Genomic DNA, 15,353 nt, shown 5'->3' on the forward strand with positions numbered 1-15,353 from the left:
GCCATGCCCGCCACAGGTCCGGGAGAGCGGCAGAGCCCGCTACCTGCGGCGCTCCGGAAACCGCATCCCGGCCGGGCCCGGCAGAGGCCCGCCCCCACCGACGCCACCGACGCCGCCCCCGAGGACGACCCCCGAGGACGACGAGATGACGTACACCCACAGCGTCACATGACGCTCGCGAAGACCGTCTGGCCTCGTCTACCTTCCAGGTATGTGCTTTCGGGGACTCGCGCGGCGGCGGATCGCGGCGAACACTCACGAAGGAAAGCCTCCCGCGCGTGACCGGGCGGCCGGACGCGCACCCGGCTCCGCACGAATTCACCTGGTCGACGGCCAGGGGCGGCGTGCTCTTCCCGCTCCCGGGCCTCCCCTCCAAGAACAGGGCGTCGACGGAGAAGACCCTCGAACGGCTGGCGAGCCTGACCGAGCGCTGACCCCGCGATCCCCACCACGGCCCACCACGGCCCCACCACAGTTTCACCACGGCTTCACCACGAAACCCGGGAGCTCATCGATGTCATCGGCCATCTCATCATCCGTCACCCAGACGATCGGCGACACCCCGCTGGTACGGCTCGCCCACCTCGTCCCCGAAGAAGCGGCGCAGGTCCTGGTGAAACTGGAAGGCGGCAACCCCACCGGCAGCTACAAGGACCGGATGGCGCTGGCCATGATCGAGGGGGCCGAACGCAGCGGCGCGCTGCGGCCCGGCCGCCGCGTGGTGGAGTTCACCGGCGGCAGCACCGGCTCCTCACTCGCCTTCGTCTGCGCGGTCAAGGGCTACCCGCTGTCGATCGTGACCTCGGACGCCTTCGCCCCCGAGAAACTGCACACCATGCGGGCCTTCGGCGCCGACCTGACCGTGCTGCCCAGCCAAGGAGGACAGATCACCCCGGCGCTGTTCGACCGCATGCGAGAAGAAGTCGGCCGGATCGTCGAACGCCACGACGCCTTCTGGACCGACCAGTTCCACAACACCGACGCCCTGCGGGGCTACGAGCGCATGGGCCGCGAGATCCTCGACCAGGCCGCCGCCGGGGGAGCGAGGGTGGACGCCTTCTGCGCCGGCGTCGGCACGGCGGGCATGCTGACCGGCGTCGCGACCGCGTTGCGCTCCGCAGACCACCCGGCCCGCGTCATCGCGCTCGAACCCGCCACCTCACCGATCCTCACCCGAGGTCACGGCGGCCCGCACCGCGTCGAGGGCATCGGCACCGGCATGATCCCGCCCCTGCTCACCTCCGACGCCTACGACGAGGCCAGAGCCGTCGACGAGGAGCGGGCACGGGCCCTGGCCCTGCCGCTGGCCCGGAGGGAAGGGGTGTTCGCCGGCACCTCCACCGCGGTGAACGTCTCGGGCGCGATCGAACTCGCCCGCGAGCTGGGCCCCGGCCACTCGGTGGTGACCGTCGCCGTCGACACCGGCCTCAGATACCTCAGCGGTGACCTTTTCCACGAATAGCGCCGATGCCTCCGCCACCGACCGGCCCCGCCACCGGATGACCGTAACGATGTGAAATGCACGGGACCGAAAGCGTAGGAGACCAGACATGGCAGGCGACGACATCTCCGGGTGAGACCGGAGACCGACCGGCCCCGGCAGGCGCACGCGACCGCCGCCGACGTGGCCAGGTCGTCATTCCCTGAATTCCCTGAATTCCCTGTCACAGCGCCGGGCGGCTCCGGCACGCCCGGACCACGTACGCACGAGGTCTCCCACATGCCTGACGCATCCATCACCCGCTCCACCCCGCCCTTTCCCGGCCCCTTCCCCCGGCCCGACGTCACCTTCGACGTCACCGTTGGCGGCGCGAGCCCGACCGGCCACGGACCCGGCCCCGGGCACCCGGCCACCGAAGACCGGCAGGCCCGCCGATGAACGACGCACTGCTCGCCCACGACCTCGTACGCACCCTCGGCACCCGCCGCGTACTCGACGGCGTCTCACTCATCGGTGCCCCCGGCCGGCGAATCGGGCTCATCGGCGAGAACGGCGCGGGAAAGTCCACCCAACCACCTCTCACCCCGCCTGTCCGACGAACTGGAGGCGACACTGGGCGCCGAAGGACCCGGCGCGATCGTCGTCGCCGGCCACGACCGCTGGCTGCGCTCACACCGGCAGGGCCGCCACCTCCACCTGTCCCACGAACCGTGAAGGCGCCGGGCAGACACCGACACCGACACCGGCCCTACCGGCGCGGACGAGGCGATCGCGAAGGCGCCACGCCGGACGGCGGGGGCTCTGTGCGGGCGCGGCGGCGATGCCGGGGCGTTCGACGACGGGGAGCAGAGGACGCCCCTCGACGCGGAGGCTCACCGCGGCCACCCGGCCACCCGGCCACCCGAGCAGCGGGCCACCCGGCCACCCGAGCAGCGGGGCAGCGGGCCGCTGTGGCGCTAATCACATCGCGGTCCTGTCACAAACGAAAGCCCGAATTCTTCATACCTATGACGCACCGACCCCGACGACAAGGAACGGCCGATGACGAACACCCGGACCGCCCTGCTTCGCGACCTGCACAAAACCGGCGACCCCCTGATCCTGCCGAACGTATGGGACGCCGCCTCCGCCGCCATCGTGGCCGAGGCGGGAAACCCCGCCCTGGCCACCGCCAGCGCGTCCATCTCGGCCATGCTGGGCTACGACGACCACGAGGGCGCACCCGTGGACGAGATGCTGGACATCGCAGCAAAGATCATCCGAGCGGTGGACGTACCGGTGACCGTGGACGCCGAAGCCGGATACGGCCTGCCACCCGCGGAACTCGTCGAGCGGCTCACCGCCATCGGCGCGGCCGGGTTCAACATCGAGGAGACCGACCACCACGCGGGCAGGCTGCTCGACGTGGACACACAGGCCACCCGCATCGCGGCGCTACGGGCCGCGAGCCCCGACCTGGTGATCAACGCCAGGATCGACCTGTTCCTGACCGGCTCACCCTCGGTGGAGGAGGTCGCCGAACGCGGCCGCCGCTACCTCGAAGCCGGCGCCGACTGCGTCTTTCCCATCCTGGCCCCCTCGGAGGAGACGATCGCCGACCTCGTCAAGGCCATCGACGGACCGGTCAACGTCACCTTCCTGCCCGGCATGGACATGGGCAGGCTGGCCGCGCTCGGCGTGGCACGGGTGTCCTTCGGCCCGATGACCTACCTCACGGCCCTGGAGGCCCTCAAGTCCATGACCGGCCGAATCCGCTCCGGCCAGGACCCCTACAACGCCTGACGCCACCCAGGACACCCCCGCGGACGCGGCCCCCGCCCAGCAGGCGCTCCACAACCGGGCCTCACGTCCGCAGGGGTGACGGCGGCCGTCGGGTCCGACCCGAAAATCTCACCTGGCCAAGTCCCTTCGCCGAGCCGGAACTCGCAGGCGGGGCAGGATGCCGCTATCGGTCGTGTTCGGGCCCGCACCTGCACGGCCTGCCGCTCTGTGATCACCTGCTCGAGGACCACGCCGGCCAACCGCGGAAACAGCATCGGCAAGACTTCCGAGGCACACCGAGATCACCTTGTCGGCCGCCCCCTCCGTCACCGCCGGATCCGTGCCAGAGCCGGGTGCCTGGCGGTCAGGAGGCGTTTGCCGCCGGGTGAGCAGCGCCGATGGCGGGCTCGTCGATGGCGGCCGGACCGGGTGAGGGGTGCGGATCGTCACGGTCGAGGTGGTCGGCGTGGAACAGGCCCTGAGTCAGCAGACGGCGCACGTGCTCATCGGCGGCGGTGTAGTAGATGAAGGTGCCTTCCCTGCGGCCCTTGACCAACCCGGCCAGGCGGAGTTTGGCCAGGTGCTGACTGACCGCGGCGGGGGCGGCATCAGCGAGTTCGGCCAGGCAGGCGACGTTGGATTCGCCCTGCAGCAACGCCCACAAGATCTTGATGCGGGTGGGATCGGACAGCAGCCGAAACGACTCGGCGGCCAGGTGCACCTGTTCCTCGTTCGGCATGTCGAAGTCCGGCAGCGACGTATGCATACCTCCAGCATACTCCGCGATCTTCTTGCTTGCATATCTGCGTGAGTACGCATATACGATGGTACGGTGACAGCAGAGCTGAGAACCGTCCCCGCCCGTGATGCCAGAGCCGCCGCGCCGGGCCGGACCGCCTCGTCGTGGCGCTCTGGAATGTGGTCGTTGCCGGAAGTGCGCTGGGCGACGGCCGCGACAGGATTGTTCGCCGCTGGTGGCATCTGTCAACTGGCCGGGACGCAGCCGTGGCTGTGGTGGGGCCTATATATGGCCTGTTACGCGGCCGGCGGCTGGAAGCCCGGCGTGGCCGGCCTCAGGGCGCTGCGCGAGCGGACGCTGGATGTGGACCTGCTGATGGTGGTCGCGGCGATCGGCGCCGCGGCGATCGGGCAGGTTTTCGACGGCGCGTTGCTGATCGTCATCTTCGCCACCTCCGGCGCGCTGGAGGCGCTGGCCACCAAGCGCACCGAGGACTCGGTGCGCGGCCTGCTGGACCTGGCGCCCGAGCAGGCGACCCGGCTGGGCGACGACGATCAGGAGGAGGTCGTCGATGCGGCCGCTCTCCTGGTCGGCGAGATGATTCTGGTACGGCCCGGGGAACGGATCGGCGCCGACGGTCAGGTGCTGTCCGGGGCCAGCGCCGTCGACCAGGCGTCCATCACCGGTGAGAGTTCGCCGGTGGACAAACACGTCGGGGATGAGGTGTTCGCCGGCACGCTGAACGGCACCGGGGCGTTGCGGGTGCGGGTGACGAGGCCGGCGGCCGAGACAGTGATCGCCCGGATTGTGGCCATGGTTGCCCAAGCCAGTGCGACCAAGGCGCGTACCCAGTTGTTCATCGAGAAGGTCGAGCAGCGCTACTCCGTCGTCATGGTCGCCGCCACCCTCGCGGTGTTCGCGCTGCCGCTGCTGTGGGGAACGGCGGTGCAAGACAGCCTGCTCCGCGCGATGACCTTCATGATCGTGGCGTCGCCGTGCGCGGTGGTGCTGGCCACCATGCCGCCGCTGCTGGCCGCCATCGCCACCGCCGGACGGCACGGCGTGCTGGTCAAGTCGGCCGTGGTGATGGAACAGCTCGCCACCGTCACGACGGTGGCCTTCGACAAGACCGGCACGCTGACCGAGGGCCGACCGCACCTGACCGGCGTGCACGTCCTGCCCGGCGTCGATCTCTCCCACGACCAACTGCTGGCCTTGGCCGCCGCGGCCGAGCATGCCTCCGAACATCCGCTGGGCCGCGCCGTGGTCCAGGCCGCCCGCGAGGCCGGGCTGGCGCCGGCACCGGCGCAGGACTTCACCTCCGCGCCCGGGCAAGGCGTGCGGGCGAACGTCCAGGGTCGCCTCGTCGAGGTCGCCAGTCCTGCTCACCTGCTCGGTGACACCGGCACCGGCGGTGTCGCCCAGCTGATCGCCGACCTCCAAGACGGCGGGCACACCGCGGTGGTGGTACGCGTGAACGGCGCCCTGGCCGGGGTGCTCGCCCTGGCCGACCGGATGCGGCCCGGCGCTGCCGAGACGGTGGCCCACCTGAGGGCGCTGACCGGGGCCGCGCCGGTGCTGCTGACCGGTGACAACACACGAGCCGCCGCCCGGCTGGCCGCACAAGCGGGTATCGGCGAGGTGCGCGCGGACCTGCTTCCGGCCGACAAGGTGGCAGCGGTGCACGCGCTCCAGGCTCACGGCGGCCGGGTGGCGCTGATCGGCGACGGCGTCAACGACGCCCCCGCGCTGGCCAGCGCGCATGTCGGCATCGCGATGGGCCGAACCGGATCCGACCTGGCCCTGGACACCGCCGATGCGGTCATCACCCGCGACGAGCTGGCCACCGTGCCGGCCGTGATCGCCCTGGCCCGCCGAGCCCACCGCCTGGTCGTGGCCAACCTGATCATCGCCGCCACCTTCATCACCGTCCTGGTGGCCTGGGACCTGCTCGGTGACCTACCGCTTCCGGTGGGCGTGGCCGGCCACGAGGGCTCCACCATCATCGTCGGCCTCAACGGGCTACGACTGCTGCGCGACGCCGCCTGGCGCCGCGCCACCACCGAAAGGTGACCCGCGCTATGACCACGACCTCAGGTGTCGCCCTGGTCGGCCGACATCCACCTCACCGGCTCGGGCCTCATCCTGCGCGGATGGGATGACTCAGACGTACCCGCAATGGCCAAGTCGTTCGACGAACCAGACGTCGACCGCCGGACCCCGCTGCGCGCCCCCTTCGACCAGGTCCGCCAGCACCGCGTCGGCGGGCGCAGGCTCCAGCTCGCCATCACCACCGATAGGCGCCGGCCCGTCGATGAGAGCCTGCTGTTTTCCGCCGAGATCGGCGGCGGGGCGGGGCCGGCCCACGCCAGCGGCGCCACGCGTCGCCGTCAGGGCCTGGCCGGCCGCGTCGTCCAGCTGATCGCCGCCGACGCCTATGCCGCCCTGGGCGAAGCCGGCGCCAGGCTCATCGCGCTGTGGGGAAGGGCGGGTGGACGATGCCGGGAAGGTGGATGCGTTCGCCGCCGCGGTTGAAGATCGACAGGATCTCGAGCGGTTGCCCGTCGAGGGCGGCGACGCCGTGCGGGATGCGGGTGTCGAACTCCGCGGCGTGGCCCTCCTCGACGATCACCTCGCGGTCGCCGAGGACGACGCGCGCGCGGCCCCGGAGGACGTAGCACCATTCGTAGCCTTCGTGGCTGCGGGTCTGGATCGGCTCATTGCTGGGGGTGAAGGTCATCTTGAAGGTCTGGATCGGCGCGGACTCGGGCGACAGGTACTCCACGGTCAGGTTCCCGAACTGCCGGGTCCGCGAGCGCACGCGCGGGTCGGGCGCTTTCCACATCAGCAGCTCGTCAAGGCTCAGCCGCAGCGCGCGGGTGATCGGGAGCAGTAACTCGAGGTTGGGGGCGCGCTTGCCGGCCTCAAGCCGGGAAAGGGTGGAGGCGGAGATTCCGGTCGCGCCCGACAGCGCCTCCAAGGTGAGGTCGCGTTTCAGGCGTGCGGCGCGCAGCCGTGGCCCGACCTCACGCAGGACCGCGTCCGTGAGGCCGGGCGCCTGTCGCTGTTCCGCCATGCTCACCTCCCACCACCAACCGGGGGTCAGGCCCCGGCCTGGCGCCGGTAGTGCAGAAGGTGGTCTTCGCGGATGCCCGGTTCCCCGGCGGGCGAGGTCACCTCGATGACGACGGTCTCGGCCCGGATCGTCTCCCATTCCCCGTCGGCCAGGCGCAGGGCCGCGATGTTCTCGGCGGGCGTCTGCACGGTGAGGTTCATCGGGTGCTCGGTGAGTCCTTCTGGCATCTTCGGATGCCAGGAGGGGACGCTCTGATGGGAGATCACGAGCAGATGCCCGCCGGGGGCGACCGCCTCGGCCGCGCACCGCAGGATCCGCTCCCGCTCGCCCGGGGCGGCGACCGGCGAGTGCAGGAACTGGGCCGAGACGAGGTCGAACGTCCCCTTCGGGAAGTCCACCGCGAGGTCATGGCGCGCGAACGTGATCCGGTCGGCGAGCCCGGCTCGGGTGGCGTTCTCCCGTGCCCGCTCGATGGCGACGTCGGACACGTCGACGGCGCTCACCCGCCAGCCGTTGCGGGCGAGCCAGATCGCGTCGGCGCCCTGCGCGCAGCCGAGGTCCAGCGCCGATCCGGGCGCGAGTCCCCCGGCCTCGCCGACCAGATACCGGTTCGCGTCGCGCTGTATGCCTTTGCCGAAGCTGTCGTAGAGCTTGTCCCAGAACTCGCGAGTGATCTGTGTCTTGTCGCTCATGGGTCGATTCCCTTTCACTTGGCCGAGGTCTTCACGTCGGCGGACACCGATTCGAGGGCGGCGATGACGCCGACGCCGCCCCCTTGCGGGCCGTTTTCGTCCAGGCCGTGGACGTGCCCGTCCCGTATCGCCTTCAGGTCCGGCAGCGCCTGCTTGAGCTGGTCGATGGCGGCCTGCTCGTCGCCGGCGTGGTTGACGAAGACCACGTCCGGTGCCATCGCGAGCGCCTGCTCGGCGCTGAGCTCCGCGAACGGGGTGGGCAGGTCGGCGAACTGGTTCTTCAGCCCCAGGGCGTCGGTGACGGCCGAGGCCGGATAGCCGCCCACGGCGTACACCTTCTCGCCGGCGACCTTCAGGTTGGCCACGGTGGCGGTGCTGCCGTTCAGCGACTCCTTCGCCGCGGCGACCTGGTTCTTCAGCGTCTCGTTCAGCTCTTGCGCCCTGCCGGAGACGCCGAAGATCTTCCCGAGGTTGGTGATGTCGGTGTAGACGGTGTCGATGCTGCTGTTGTCGGGGTTTTGCGCGCAGTAGGCCCCCATCACGTAGGCGTTGGCCCCGGCCCCGGCCAGGTCGTCGTAGCTGAGCGCCCCCTGGGTGGTCAGCTGCGCCTCGTTGAACGACAGGAACAGGTCCGGCTTGGCCGCGATGACCGGCTCCCTGGCCGGGATCGTCGTCGCAGACACCTGCACGAGGTTCTCCGGCAGGCCGGTGGGGGCCTGACCGGCGGAATCGGGGCTGAGCACGTACCCGTGAACGGCAGCCGACACGCTGAGCGCGTCGAGGGTCCGCAAGGTGTTCTCGTTGCCCACCACGACGCGGCTGGGCGCCTTGTCGAAGGTGTGGTCGCGGCCGCAGGAGCTGATCGTGACGGGATAGCCGCCCTCGGCGCCGCCCGGCGCGGCCGAGGCGCTGGCGTTGCTGGCGGTCTTCGCCGCGTTGGTGCAGCGCCGGGTGCGCGTCTGGTGGCTGCTGCTGCCGCTGGCCGCCGCGGTCTGGGCGCTGGTGCACGCCTCGGGCGTACACGCCACCGTCGCCGGGGTGCTGCTGGCCTTCGCGGTGCCGGTCGTCCGCAGCGAGCGGGCCGGCGGCCCGGACGCCGGGCCCGGCCTGGCCGCGCACTTCGAGCACCGTTTTCGCCCCATCTCGGCCGGGGTGGCCGTGCCGGTGTTCGCGTTCTTCTCCGCCGGGGTGGCCCTGGGTGGACTGGACGGTCTGACGGGTGCCTTCGGCGACCCGGTCGTGCTGGGGGTCGTGGTGGGCCTGGTGGCGGGCAAACCGATCGGGATCATGGCCGCGACCTGGCTGACGGCCCGCTTCACCCGGGCCGACCTGGACGAGGACCTGGCCTGGGTGGACGTGGCGGGGTTGTCGGTGCTGGCGGGGATCGGGTTCACCGTCTCGCTGCTCATCGGTGAGCTGGCCTTCGGCGCCGGAGGCGACGAGCACGTCAAGGTGGCGGTGCTGGCCGGTTCCCTGACCGCGGCGCTGATCGCGGCACTGATCCTGCGGCTGCGCAACCGCACCTACCGGCGCGTCCACGAGGTCGAGACGGCCGACCTCGACCACGACGGCGTACCGGACATCTACGCGAGCGACCCCTCCGGCAAGGTCGAAGGCTGAGTGCGAAGGCGATGACAGGAGCCAAAGCGTCTGCCACGTCCCCCGACGGGGGCGATGCTCGGCGGCAGCCCGCCGGGGTCCACCACGATCAAATCCGGCAGGTCCTGGTCGGCCAGCCCCGGGCGGCGTCCAGGACGCAGGTGCTCGAAGGGTGGTCGAAGATGACGGTGGGAAAGTCGGTGAGATGACCGAGGTATGGCCGGAGTCGTCGGGCGTACGCCAAGCGGATGCACCGTCGCCATGACGACCTTCTTCGACCGCTGTCGCAGATAATAGGTGGAGTCACTCTCGCTGCGGCGGGGTGTTCTTCCAGGACGCCGTCGACGCTACCGCGGATGATGATTCACTATCCGCGGTAGCGCTCAGGCGGGCGGCGCGGTGGCCGGGGGCGTGGTGTCAGGCCTGGTCGTGGAGCTCGGTGCGGGTGGTTTCGGCCTGTTCGGCGATGGTGGCCAGGACCGGCGGCGGGACGTCCTTGTCGCGGAAGGTCTCCACCATCTGGTCCAGGACGGTGTCGGCCTGTTTGAGGTCGCCGGCGCGGGCGTGCGCGCGGGCCAGGCGGCGCATGGTGGCGTTGAGGGTGATGTTGTCGACCCCGGCGTCGGTGCCGGTGTCGAGGGTGGTCTGCACGACCGCGCCGAGCTCTTCGATGCTGGTGTCGGTGTCGGCGGGCCGCACACCGATGCCGTCCTTGCCGAGGGTCAGGAAGTGACGTCCGGCGTTGGTGCCCTTGACCATGTGCGCGTACACCGCGAGCGGGTGGTCGGGGTGGGTGGCGATGAGCTGGTCCAGGGCGGCGTTGCCTTCGGCCAGCTGCGGGGCGTCGGAGCCCAGCAGCGCCAGCAGGGTGCCCTGCTGTGAGCCCATCAGCAGGTCGCCCGCCTGCCGGTCCTGTTCGCTCTGCGGCGGGCTGACCTCGATCGTGTGCTCGGGTGAGGTGACGGTGGAGCCGTCGGGGGCCTTGCACAGGGCGCGCAGCCGGTAGGTGCCGGGCTGGGCGAAGGTGAGGCCGTCGGCGCCGTAGCCGAGGTAGGCGCTGTCGTAGAGGGCCGGGGTCTGGGCATCGAGGGTGACGCGGCGGTCGGGGTTGCCGCAGGCACGGGCGATGGGCCGGAAGGGGCGGATGGCTCCGGCGGGGTCGGTGACCAGGATGGTCAGGTTGTCGCCGCGGGGGCTGAGGTTGGGGAAGGCGTCGGCGTGGGGGGTGCTGCCGTCCAGGGAAAGCTTGATCTCGGTGACGACGGGTTCCCCGTGGGAGAAGGTGTCGCGTCCGTACAGCTCCAGCCGCAGTCCCGACCGGCTGGCCGGTGGCGGGGCGAACTCCTTCATAGCGCGACGATCGGCGGAATTTACCGCCCAGGCGGAGCCGCCCATGACGACGTTCCGGTAGAAGCCGTGGCGCAGATGGCGCAGTTCATTGGCGGTGAACTGGTAGGCGAAGGCCGCCCAGTAGGCCTCCGCACCCTGCTCTCCGTTCGGGCCCTGGTACTGATAGTCGTAGTTCATCCACGACAGGTCGCCGTGGCCCTTACGCGGCCCGAGCGTGTCCTTTTCCCAGCTGTGCGCCAGGTTGAGGGCGTGGCCGATCTCATGCACCCAGACACGGAGCCCCTGGCGTGTTGTGTCCGACCCCTCCTCGACCAGCTCGTCGTAGAACACAGCTATCCCCTGGCGTTGGACTCCATCTTCGTAGTCGAACATGATGCCCCGGGTGCCTTTGTCGACATGACGGGTGGCGATGATACTCCACACCTTCCACTGCTCGATGTCCCGGTGGCCGCTGAAGTTGCTGACCATCGCGGCATGGAGCTCGGCATCGGACCACTTCAGGTCCGCGCCCACCTGGTCGATGGCGATCTCGTTGACGACGGCGCCGGAAGTGCGCAGTTCGATCCCGGCGTCGGCGTAGGCCGACTGGACGGTGATCAGCTTCTTGGCCAGGCCGGGTGGGCGGGGGTCGGTGGTGGTGGCGTACTGGGGGGCCGGTTTGGTACCCGCTATGGCGTCGACCTCCCAGTCGATGGTGCGCAGGAACCGGGAGACGTAGGCGCAGGTGTAGGTGGTGGGCCAGCTTCCGTCGGCCGCGCTGCGGGTGAGGGTGGCGGTGCCGCCGGGAGCGAGCTTGTCCACGACCACCGAGATCTTCGGCAGCTTGGTGTCGTTGGCGAACCTCACCGTGCCGGTGATGGTGGCCGGCAGCGTGACGGGCCGGCTGCCCTCCAGGACGAAGGAGTTGAGGTACTTGTCGCCGGGGTCGGTGAAGGTGTCCCCGGAGATCACCGGCAGCGGGCCCGTCAGATCGACGCGAAGATCGATCCGCTCACCGTCGGCCGTGCCGGAGAAACGCCCGGCGGCCGGCAGCCGGGGCTTGTGGTACTCGGCGGGCATGGCGCCCAGCCCGGCCGACACCTGGGCGTAGCTGCCGACGACCACGGGGCCTGTGTTCCAGTCGAGGTACATCGCCCGGTCACCTTTGATCAGCAGGGTCCGGTAGAAGGCGCCTCCTCCCTGGAGGAACGCGGCGTGGTCGAAGTCGCCGCTCATGTCCGCGGGCAGCTTGCTCCACCCCGCGTGGGCCTTGCCGAGCTCGGTCAACGGCCCTTCGAAGTAGCAGCCCCGGCTGCCGTGGGGGCTCCACTCGATGATCGCGCACCGGTTCCCCTTGAACAGCATGGTGCGGTGGTTCGGCAGTTGCATGACGGTGTCGATGTCGCTGCGGTAGCCGAGCGGGATGAACCTGCCGAAGTTCGGATGACCGATGACTGGCCCCTCATACTTGGCGCCGTGCTGGTTCCAGACCCAGTCCAGGCACTGGTCTCCGACGATGAAGATCGACCGGCGGGGGTATTCGGTCACCATGACCTCGAACGCCGCGTCGGTGCAGCTGGCGAACGGCTCGGGCATCCCGGCCAGCTCCCCGAAAAAGGTCTGCGCCAGCGGGCCCTCCGACAGCAGCTTCTCCTGGGTGATGAACGCGGCGCGGTCCTCCCGCAGGACCAATGCTCTCCACGGATCGTCCCGCGTCGGAAGGACCGCGTTGAATCCAGTGGTCTTCGCCCGTACGAACCCCATCTTCGCGCCTCCTGGCCAGGCCCTGAGGGCCCACGCCGCTGACGCTAAAAGCGCCCCCCGATACCCGCAATAATCACAACATGTCAGGTCGAACCGAAATAAACGGAGTGAAGACCTCATTTCATTACGGACCGCCCATTACCTCTCGACCACCACCAGCAGCCCTCGCACTGCCTTTCTGTCTCGGCGCGAAACCGCAGGTCCGGGTCGAAAGTGCCCGAGTCCAAGGCGCCGACCTGGGGGTAGATCACATCGGCTCCGCCATTCCCGCCCCACCAGCCTCGAAAGAGGACCGCTGTAAACACCACCATCCCATGGCCTCATCCGGCCACCATTAGCGCGGCAGCCACGGCACCCCAAACCGACTCATGACTGTGCGGCGAGGCCGCGTAGCGCTGGAGTCGCCCCGGGAAGATCAAGGACTTCCTCGCCGCCCGGCAGGCCGGCAGGGCGTCACATCAGATAGCGCAGCCACAGGTAGGGCGTCACCAGCGCCACGGTGACGAAGGCGACGACGAGGCCGTACCTGGTGAACTCCCAAAAACTGATCGGGGTGCGGTTGCGGGCGGCGATGCCGATGATGACGACGTTGGCGGCGGCACCGACCAGATGTCATCCGGCACGAACCCTAACCACGGCAGCGTGCACAGCTGAACGGCCAGCCCCATTCGCGCGGCAGGGCCCCGGCCGCCGCTCTTGCCGAGGTTGTCGATGAACCCCAGGTCCTTCCTCGTCAACGTGAAGTAGCGGATCAACTCCTCCCGGCCGATGTCCGGGTACGACCGCAGCCGCTCCATCTGCTCATCAGTGAAGAACCGAGTCGCCAACCCACAACCCCCAACGAACGCACCGGAAGCGGAACAAACCGTAGCGGCAAAAGATCACCAGCGTCCCGCGAATCCCCGAAGGTTCCGCTGGTCAGGGGCGGGTTCGTTGGATTTTCCGCTGTTGCTGTCCGACGGGCCTCGCCGTCGGGCCCGATCCCGGATGTTCGGCGGCCCGAACGCTTCGCCGGCAGGCGGATTCGGCGGTGAGAACCCGCTCTGCTCGCCGTCCAGCGCGATTCTCAACGAGCTTGAAAGGCCGTGTTATCGCAGGTCGGGGACGGGTTCGTTGAATTCTCGGCCAAGACTACGGTGACCCCGTCTCTCCGCGACACTGCCGCCCGGATTCCTGGACGCGGGTACGGCCACGCTGCTCAACCGCCTCCTCGCAGCCGCGAGGAGGCGCGCGTGGGGTGATCGGCAATGACATGAGCGAGATCAGCCTCGACGCAGGTCAGGTGCGCAACGGGGTCTTCCCATCGCATACCGGGGAGGGGACTGTGGAGATCACCGACGACTGTGTCTGCTGCACGCTCCGCGACGATCTGCTCAAAGAAGCGGGCCGGTCGGCCGCGGGATCGCGGCGGGTTGCCGCCAGGCCGTGGTTTCTGGTCTGGCACGGCCGACGGTGAGAAAGCCGGGCCGACCGGGATCACCGATCGGTTCAGGCGACGTCGTTCCACGTCCGACCAGATCGCCACTGACCTGGTCGATTGGACTGTTCCCGGACCGGCCGGAAACGGTCGCGGACCACCGGCGTCTGCCGGTGGTCCGCCGGGACCTGGCGAGGTTGTGTCGCCTGGTGGCTGACAGTGTTCGGGAAGGTGGGCCCGAGCTCGTACGCGCCCCTGGGTGTTACTCGTACTGTTCGTCGGGGGCGTCGACTTTGGTAAGGCTCTTGCCGGTCATCTGGGGGTAGATGACGCCGGTGGTCATCGTGCCGAAGGTTTGCGGGATCCAGGTGCCGGTGACCTCGACCCAGGTGTCGGCGGGTGGTTCGGGCAGTCCCTTGACCGCGACCTTCAGCGGGAAGGCGTCGGCGGCGCAGCAGGCGATCTGCATGCGGGTGACGTACCACTGGCCCTTCTTCTTCGCCGGTGAGACGAAGCCGGTGAGCTTGACCTCGCGGCCGGTGAGGGATTTCTTGTCGTCGTCCCAGGCGCGGCCGATGAAGTCGCCGATGGTCATCTCCACGGCGCCGGTGCCGACCAGCGGGGTGAAGGAGCTCAAGGCCTGGTCGCGGGGCGGTGGGGTGTCGTCGCGGGAGGCGGCGAAGGAGCCGAGGGCGGGCGGTGCGATCAGGAAGATCGCGAATACCGGCAGGCACAGCAGCCACGCGACCCGGGGGCCGCCGTGCGCGTGGTCGTGCCCGTGCTCGCTCGTGACGGCCCGGCCGTGCTCGTCGTGCTCGTTGTGCTCGCCGGGGTGGCCGTGCTTGTCGTCCTTGGCGCTCTTCTTCGCCGTGGTGTCTCCGGCCCGGCTCGCCTGGAGCAGGCCGATGAGCCCGAGGATGACCAGCACTACCCCGGCGCCGATCAGGAAGGGCCGGAAGCCGGGTTTGACGTAGTTGAGGTAGGTCGTGGAGAACGCCGAGATCCGCAGCACGGCGCAGCCCAGCAGGGTCAGGACGAGGTTTTGGGTCACACGGTTCATCGGGGGGCGCGGGTTCCTTCCGCGGGGGCGGGGCGCGAGGAAGACAGCCAGGAAGACAGCCAGGGGGGCAGGGCCGGGGACTGGGGGGAGGGCAAGGTGGGGGGCGGGGTGGGGGGCGTCATAGCAGCAGCCAGCCGAACACGACGCTCACCAGGACGGCGAGGGTGAAGGTGAGCGGGACGAACCGCAGGGCGAAGGCCTTGCCGAACGTGCCGGTCTGCAGCGCGATCAGCTTCAGGTCGACCATCGGCCCGACCACGAGGAAGGCGAGCTTGGCGGTGGGGGAGAACGCGGTCATCGAGGCGGCCACGAACGCGTCGGCCTCCGAGCAGATCGACAGCAGCACCGCCAGCAGCGCCATGACCAGGATGGCCAGCCAGGGCACCTCGGCGATCGCGTTCAGCCACTCGCGGGGGACGGTGACGTTCAGGGTGGCCGCGGCCAGGCCGCCGACGATGAGGAACCCGCCCGCGTG

At 69.8% G+C, this 15,353-nt stretch carries 16 protein-coding genes; 8 read left to right on the forward strand and 8 right to left on the reverse strand.

Annotated elements, in window-relative coordinates:
- Positions 1-278: 278 nt before the first annotated feature.
- The 4 genes from ACFYWM_RS29260 to ACFYWM_RS29275 all read left to right on the forward strand — a co-directional run bounded on the left by ACFYWM_RS29260 (position 279) and on the right by ACFYWM_RS29275 (position 3,223).
- Positions 279-434: a hypothetical protein gene (locus ACFYWM_RS29260; RefSeq protein WP_389919831.1), complete on the forward strand. Its 156-nt coding sequence runs from the start codon at positions 279-281 to the stop codon at positions 432-434.
- 80 nt (positions 435-514) lie between these two features.
- Entirely contained in the window at positions 515-1,462 is a 948-nt protein-coding gene (locus tag ACFYWM_RS29265) for a PLP-dependent cysteine synthase family protein (protein ID WP_389919834.1), read from the forward strand.
- A gap of 258 nt (positions 1,463-1,720) precedes the next feature.
- A complete protein-coding gene (locus tag ACFYWM_RS29270) occupies positions 1,721-1,879 on the forward strand; it encodes a hypothetical protein (protein WP_389919836.1) in 159 nt (52 codons plus the stop codon).
- Between the two features lie 603 nt (positions 1,880-2,482).
- Positions 2,483-3,223 (forward strand): isocitrate lyase/phosphoenolpyruvate mutase family protein, encoded by a 741-nt coding sequence (locus ACFYWM_RS29275; RefSeq protein WP_389919839.1) that lies wholly within the window; start codon positions 2,483-2,485, stop codon positions 3,221-3,223.
- Between the two features lie 343 nt (positions 3,224-3,566).
- On the opposite strand, the gene ACFYWM_RS29280 is transcribed toward ACFYWM_RS29275, so the two are convergent.
- Positions 3,567-3,968, reverse strand: coding sequence for an ArsR/SmtB family transcription factor (locus ACFYWM_RS29280; RefSeq protein ID WP_389919842.1), 402 nt, complete (start codon positions 3,966-3,968; stop codon positions 3,567-3,569).
- 150 nt (positions 3,969-4,118) lie between these two features.
- Between ACFYWM_RS29280 and ACFYWM_RS29285 the strand changes: the two genes are divergently transcribed.
- Both ACFYWM_RS29285 and ACFYWM_RS29290 read left to right on the forward strand, forming a co-directional pair.
- The gene (locus tag ACFYWM_RS29285) at positions 4,119-6,014 is read left to right on the forward strand and encodes a heavy metal translocating P-type ATPase (RefSeq protein WP_389919892.1); all 1,896 of its coding nucleotides are present in this window, start codon (positions 4,119-4,121) and stop codon (positions 6,012-6,014) included.
- Between the two features lie 24 nt (positions 6,015-6,038).
- Complete coding sequence (locus ACFYWM_RS29290) at positions 6,039-6,476, forward strand: GNAT family N-acetyltransferase (protein WP_389919845.1); 438 nt, start codon at positions 6,039-6,041, stop codon at positions 6,474-6,476.
- Here the strand turns inward: ACFYWM_RS29290 and ACFYWM_RS29295 are convergent.
- Genes ACFYWM_RS29295 through ACFYWM_RS29305 form a run of 3 tightly spaced genes read right to left on the reverse strand, consistent with a single transcriptional unit; the run spans position 6,409 to position 8,737 of the window.
- Positions 6,409-7,017: a helix-turn-helix domain-containing protein gene (locus tag ACFYWM_RS29295; RefSeq protein ID WP_389919848.1), complete on the reverse strand. Its 609-nt coding sequence runs from the start codon at positions 7,015-7,017 to the stop codon at positions 6,409-6,411. The genes ACFYWM_RS29290 and ACFYWM_RS29295 overlap by 68 nt on opposite strands.
- A gap of 26 nt (positions 7,018-7,043) precedes the next feature.
- On the reverse strand, positions 7,044-7,709 hold the full coding sequence (locus ACFYWM_RS29300; RefSeq protein WP_389919850.1) for an SAM-dependent methyltransferase: 666 nt from the start codon (positions 7,707-7,709) through the stop codon (positions 7,044-7,046).
- Positions 7,710-7,723: 14 nt separating this feature from the next.
- On the reverse strand, positions 7,724-8,737 hold the full coding sequence (locus ACFYWM_RS29305) for an ABC transporter substrate-binding protein (RefSeq protein WP_389919853.1): 1,014 nt from the start codon (positions 8,735-8,737) through the stop codon (positions 7,724-7,726).
- On the opposite strand from ACFYWM_RS29305, the gene ACFYWM_RS29310 reads away from it, so the two are divergent.
- Positions 8,661-9,329: a Na+/H+ antiporter NhaA gene (locus ACFYWM_RS29310; protein WP_389919856.1), complete on the forward strand. Its 669-nt coding sequence runs from the start codon at positions 8,661-8,663 to the stop codon at positions 9,327-9,329. The two genes, ACFYWM_RS29305 and ACFYWM_RS29310, sit on opposite strands and share 77 nt — an antisense overlap.
- 396 nt (positions 9,330-9,725) lie before the next feature.
- On the opposite strand, the gene ACFYWM_RS29315 is transcribed toward ACFYWM_RS29310, so the two are convergent.
- Both ACFYWM_RS29315 and ACFYWM_RS29320 read right to left on the reverse strand, forming a co-directional pair.
- Positions 9,726-12,401, reverse strand: a complete 2,676-nt coding sequence (locus ACFYWM_RS29315; RefSeq protein WP_389919858.1) for a hypothetical protein — start codon at positions 12,399-12,401, stop codon at positions 9,726-9,728.
- A 485-nt stretch (positions 12,402-12,886) separates the two neighbouring features.
- On the reverse strand, positions 12,887-13,198 hold the full coding sequence (locus ACFYWM_RS29320; protein ID WP_389919861.1) for a DUF4158 domain-containing protein: 312 nt from the start codon (positions 13,196-13,198) through the stop codon (positions 12,887-12,889).
- Between the two features lie 320 nt (positions 13,199-13,518).
- Here ACFYWM_RS29320 and ACFYWM_RS29325 point away from each other — a divergent pair, with 320 nt between their 5' ends.
- Positions 13,519-13,857: a GTP-binding protein gene (locus ACFYWM_RS29325; protein WP_389919895.1), complete on the forward strand. Its 339-nt coding sequence runs from the start codon at positions 13,519-13,521 to the stop codon at positions 13,855-13,857.
- Between the two features lie 223 nt (positions 13,858-14,080).
- On the opposite strand, the gene ACFYWM_RS29330 is transcribed toward ACFYWM_RS29325, so the two are convergent.
- The gene (locus ACFYWM_RS29330; RefSeq protein WP_389919863.1) at positions 14,081-14,878 is read right to left on the reverse strand and encodes a TIGR03943 family putative permease subunit; all 798 of its coding nucleotides are present in this window, start codon (positions 14,876-14,878) and stop codon (positions 14,081-14,083) included.
- Between the two features lie 118 nt (positions 14,879-14,996).
- A partial coding sequence (locus tag ACFYWM_RS29335) for a permease (protein ID WP_389919866.1) occupies positions 14,997-15,353 on the reverse strand: 357 nt, incomplete at its 5' end.

The organism is Streptosporangium sp. NPDC002721, from assembly GCF_042888905.1.
Classification (GTDB): Bacteria; Actinomycetota; Actinomycetes; order Streptosporangiales; family Streptosporangiaceae; genus Streptosporangium.

What these genes read in the sequence shown, in the direction of transcription:
- ACFYWM_RS29265 (WP_389919834.1), top strand. Translation starts at nt 515, where the DNA reads ATGTCATCGGCCATCTCATCATCCGTCACCCAGACGATCGGCGACACC.
- ACFYWM_RS29270 (WP_389919836.1), top strand. Translation starts at nt 1,721, where the DNA reads ATGCCTGACGCATCCATCACCCGCTCCACCCCGCCCTTTCCCGGCCCC.
- ACFYWM_RS29275 (WP_389919839.1), top strand. Translation starts at nt 2,483, where the DNA reads ATGACGAACACCCGGACCGCCCTGCTTCGCGACCTGCACAAAACCGGC.
- ACFYWM_RS29280 (WP_389919842.1), bottom strand. Translation starts at nt 3,968, where the DNA reads ATGCATACGTCGCTGCCGGACTTCGACATGCCGAACGAGGAACAGGTG.
- ACFYWM_RS29285 (WP_389919892.1), top strand. Translation starts at nt 4,119, where the DNA reads ATGTGGTCGTTGCCGGAAGTGCGCTGGGCGACGGCCGCGACAGGATTG.
- ACFYWM_RS29295 (WP_389919848.1), bottom strand. Translation starts at nt 7,017, where the DNA reads ATGGCGGAACAGCGACAGGCGCCCGGCCTCACGGACGCGGTCCTGCGT.
- ACFYWM_RS29300 (WP_389919850.1), bottom strand. Translation starts at nt 7,709, where the DNA reads ATGAGCGACAAGACACAGATCACTCGCGAGTTCTGGGACAAGCTCTAC.
- ACFYWM_RS29315 (WP_389919858.1), bottom strand. Translation starts at nt 12,401, where the DNA reads ATGGGGTTCGTACGGGCGAAGACCACTGGATTCAACGCGGTCCTTCCG.
- ACFYWM_RS29320 (WP_389919861.1), bottom strand. Translation starts at nt 13,198, where the DNA reads ATGGAGCGGCTGCGGTCGTACCCGGACATCGGCCGGGAGGAGTTGATC.
- ACFYWM_RS29330 (WP_389919863.1), bottom strand. Translation starts at nt 14,878, where the DNA reads ATGAACCGTGTGACCCAAAACCTCGTCCTGACCCTGCTGGGCTGCGCC.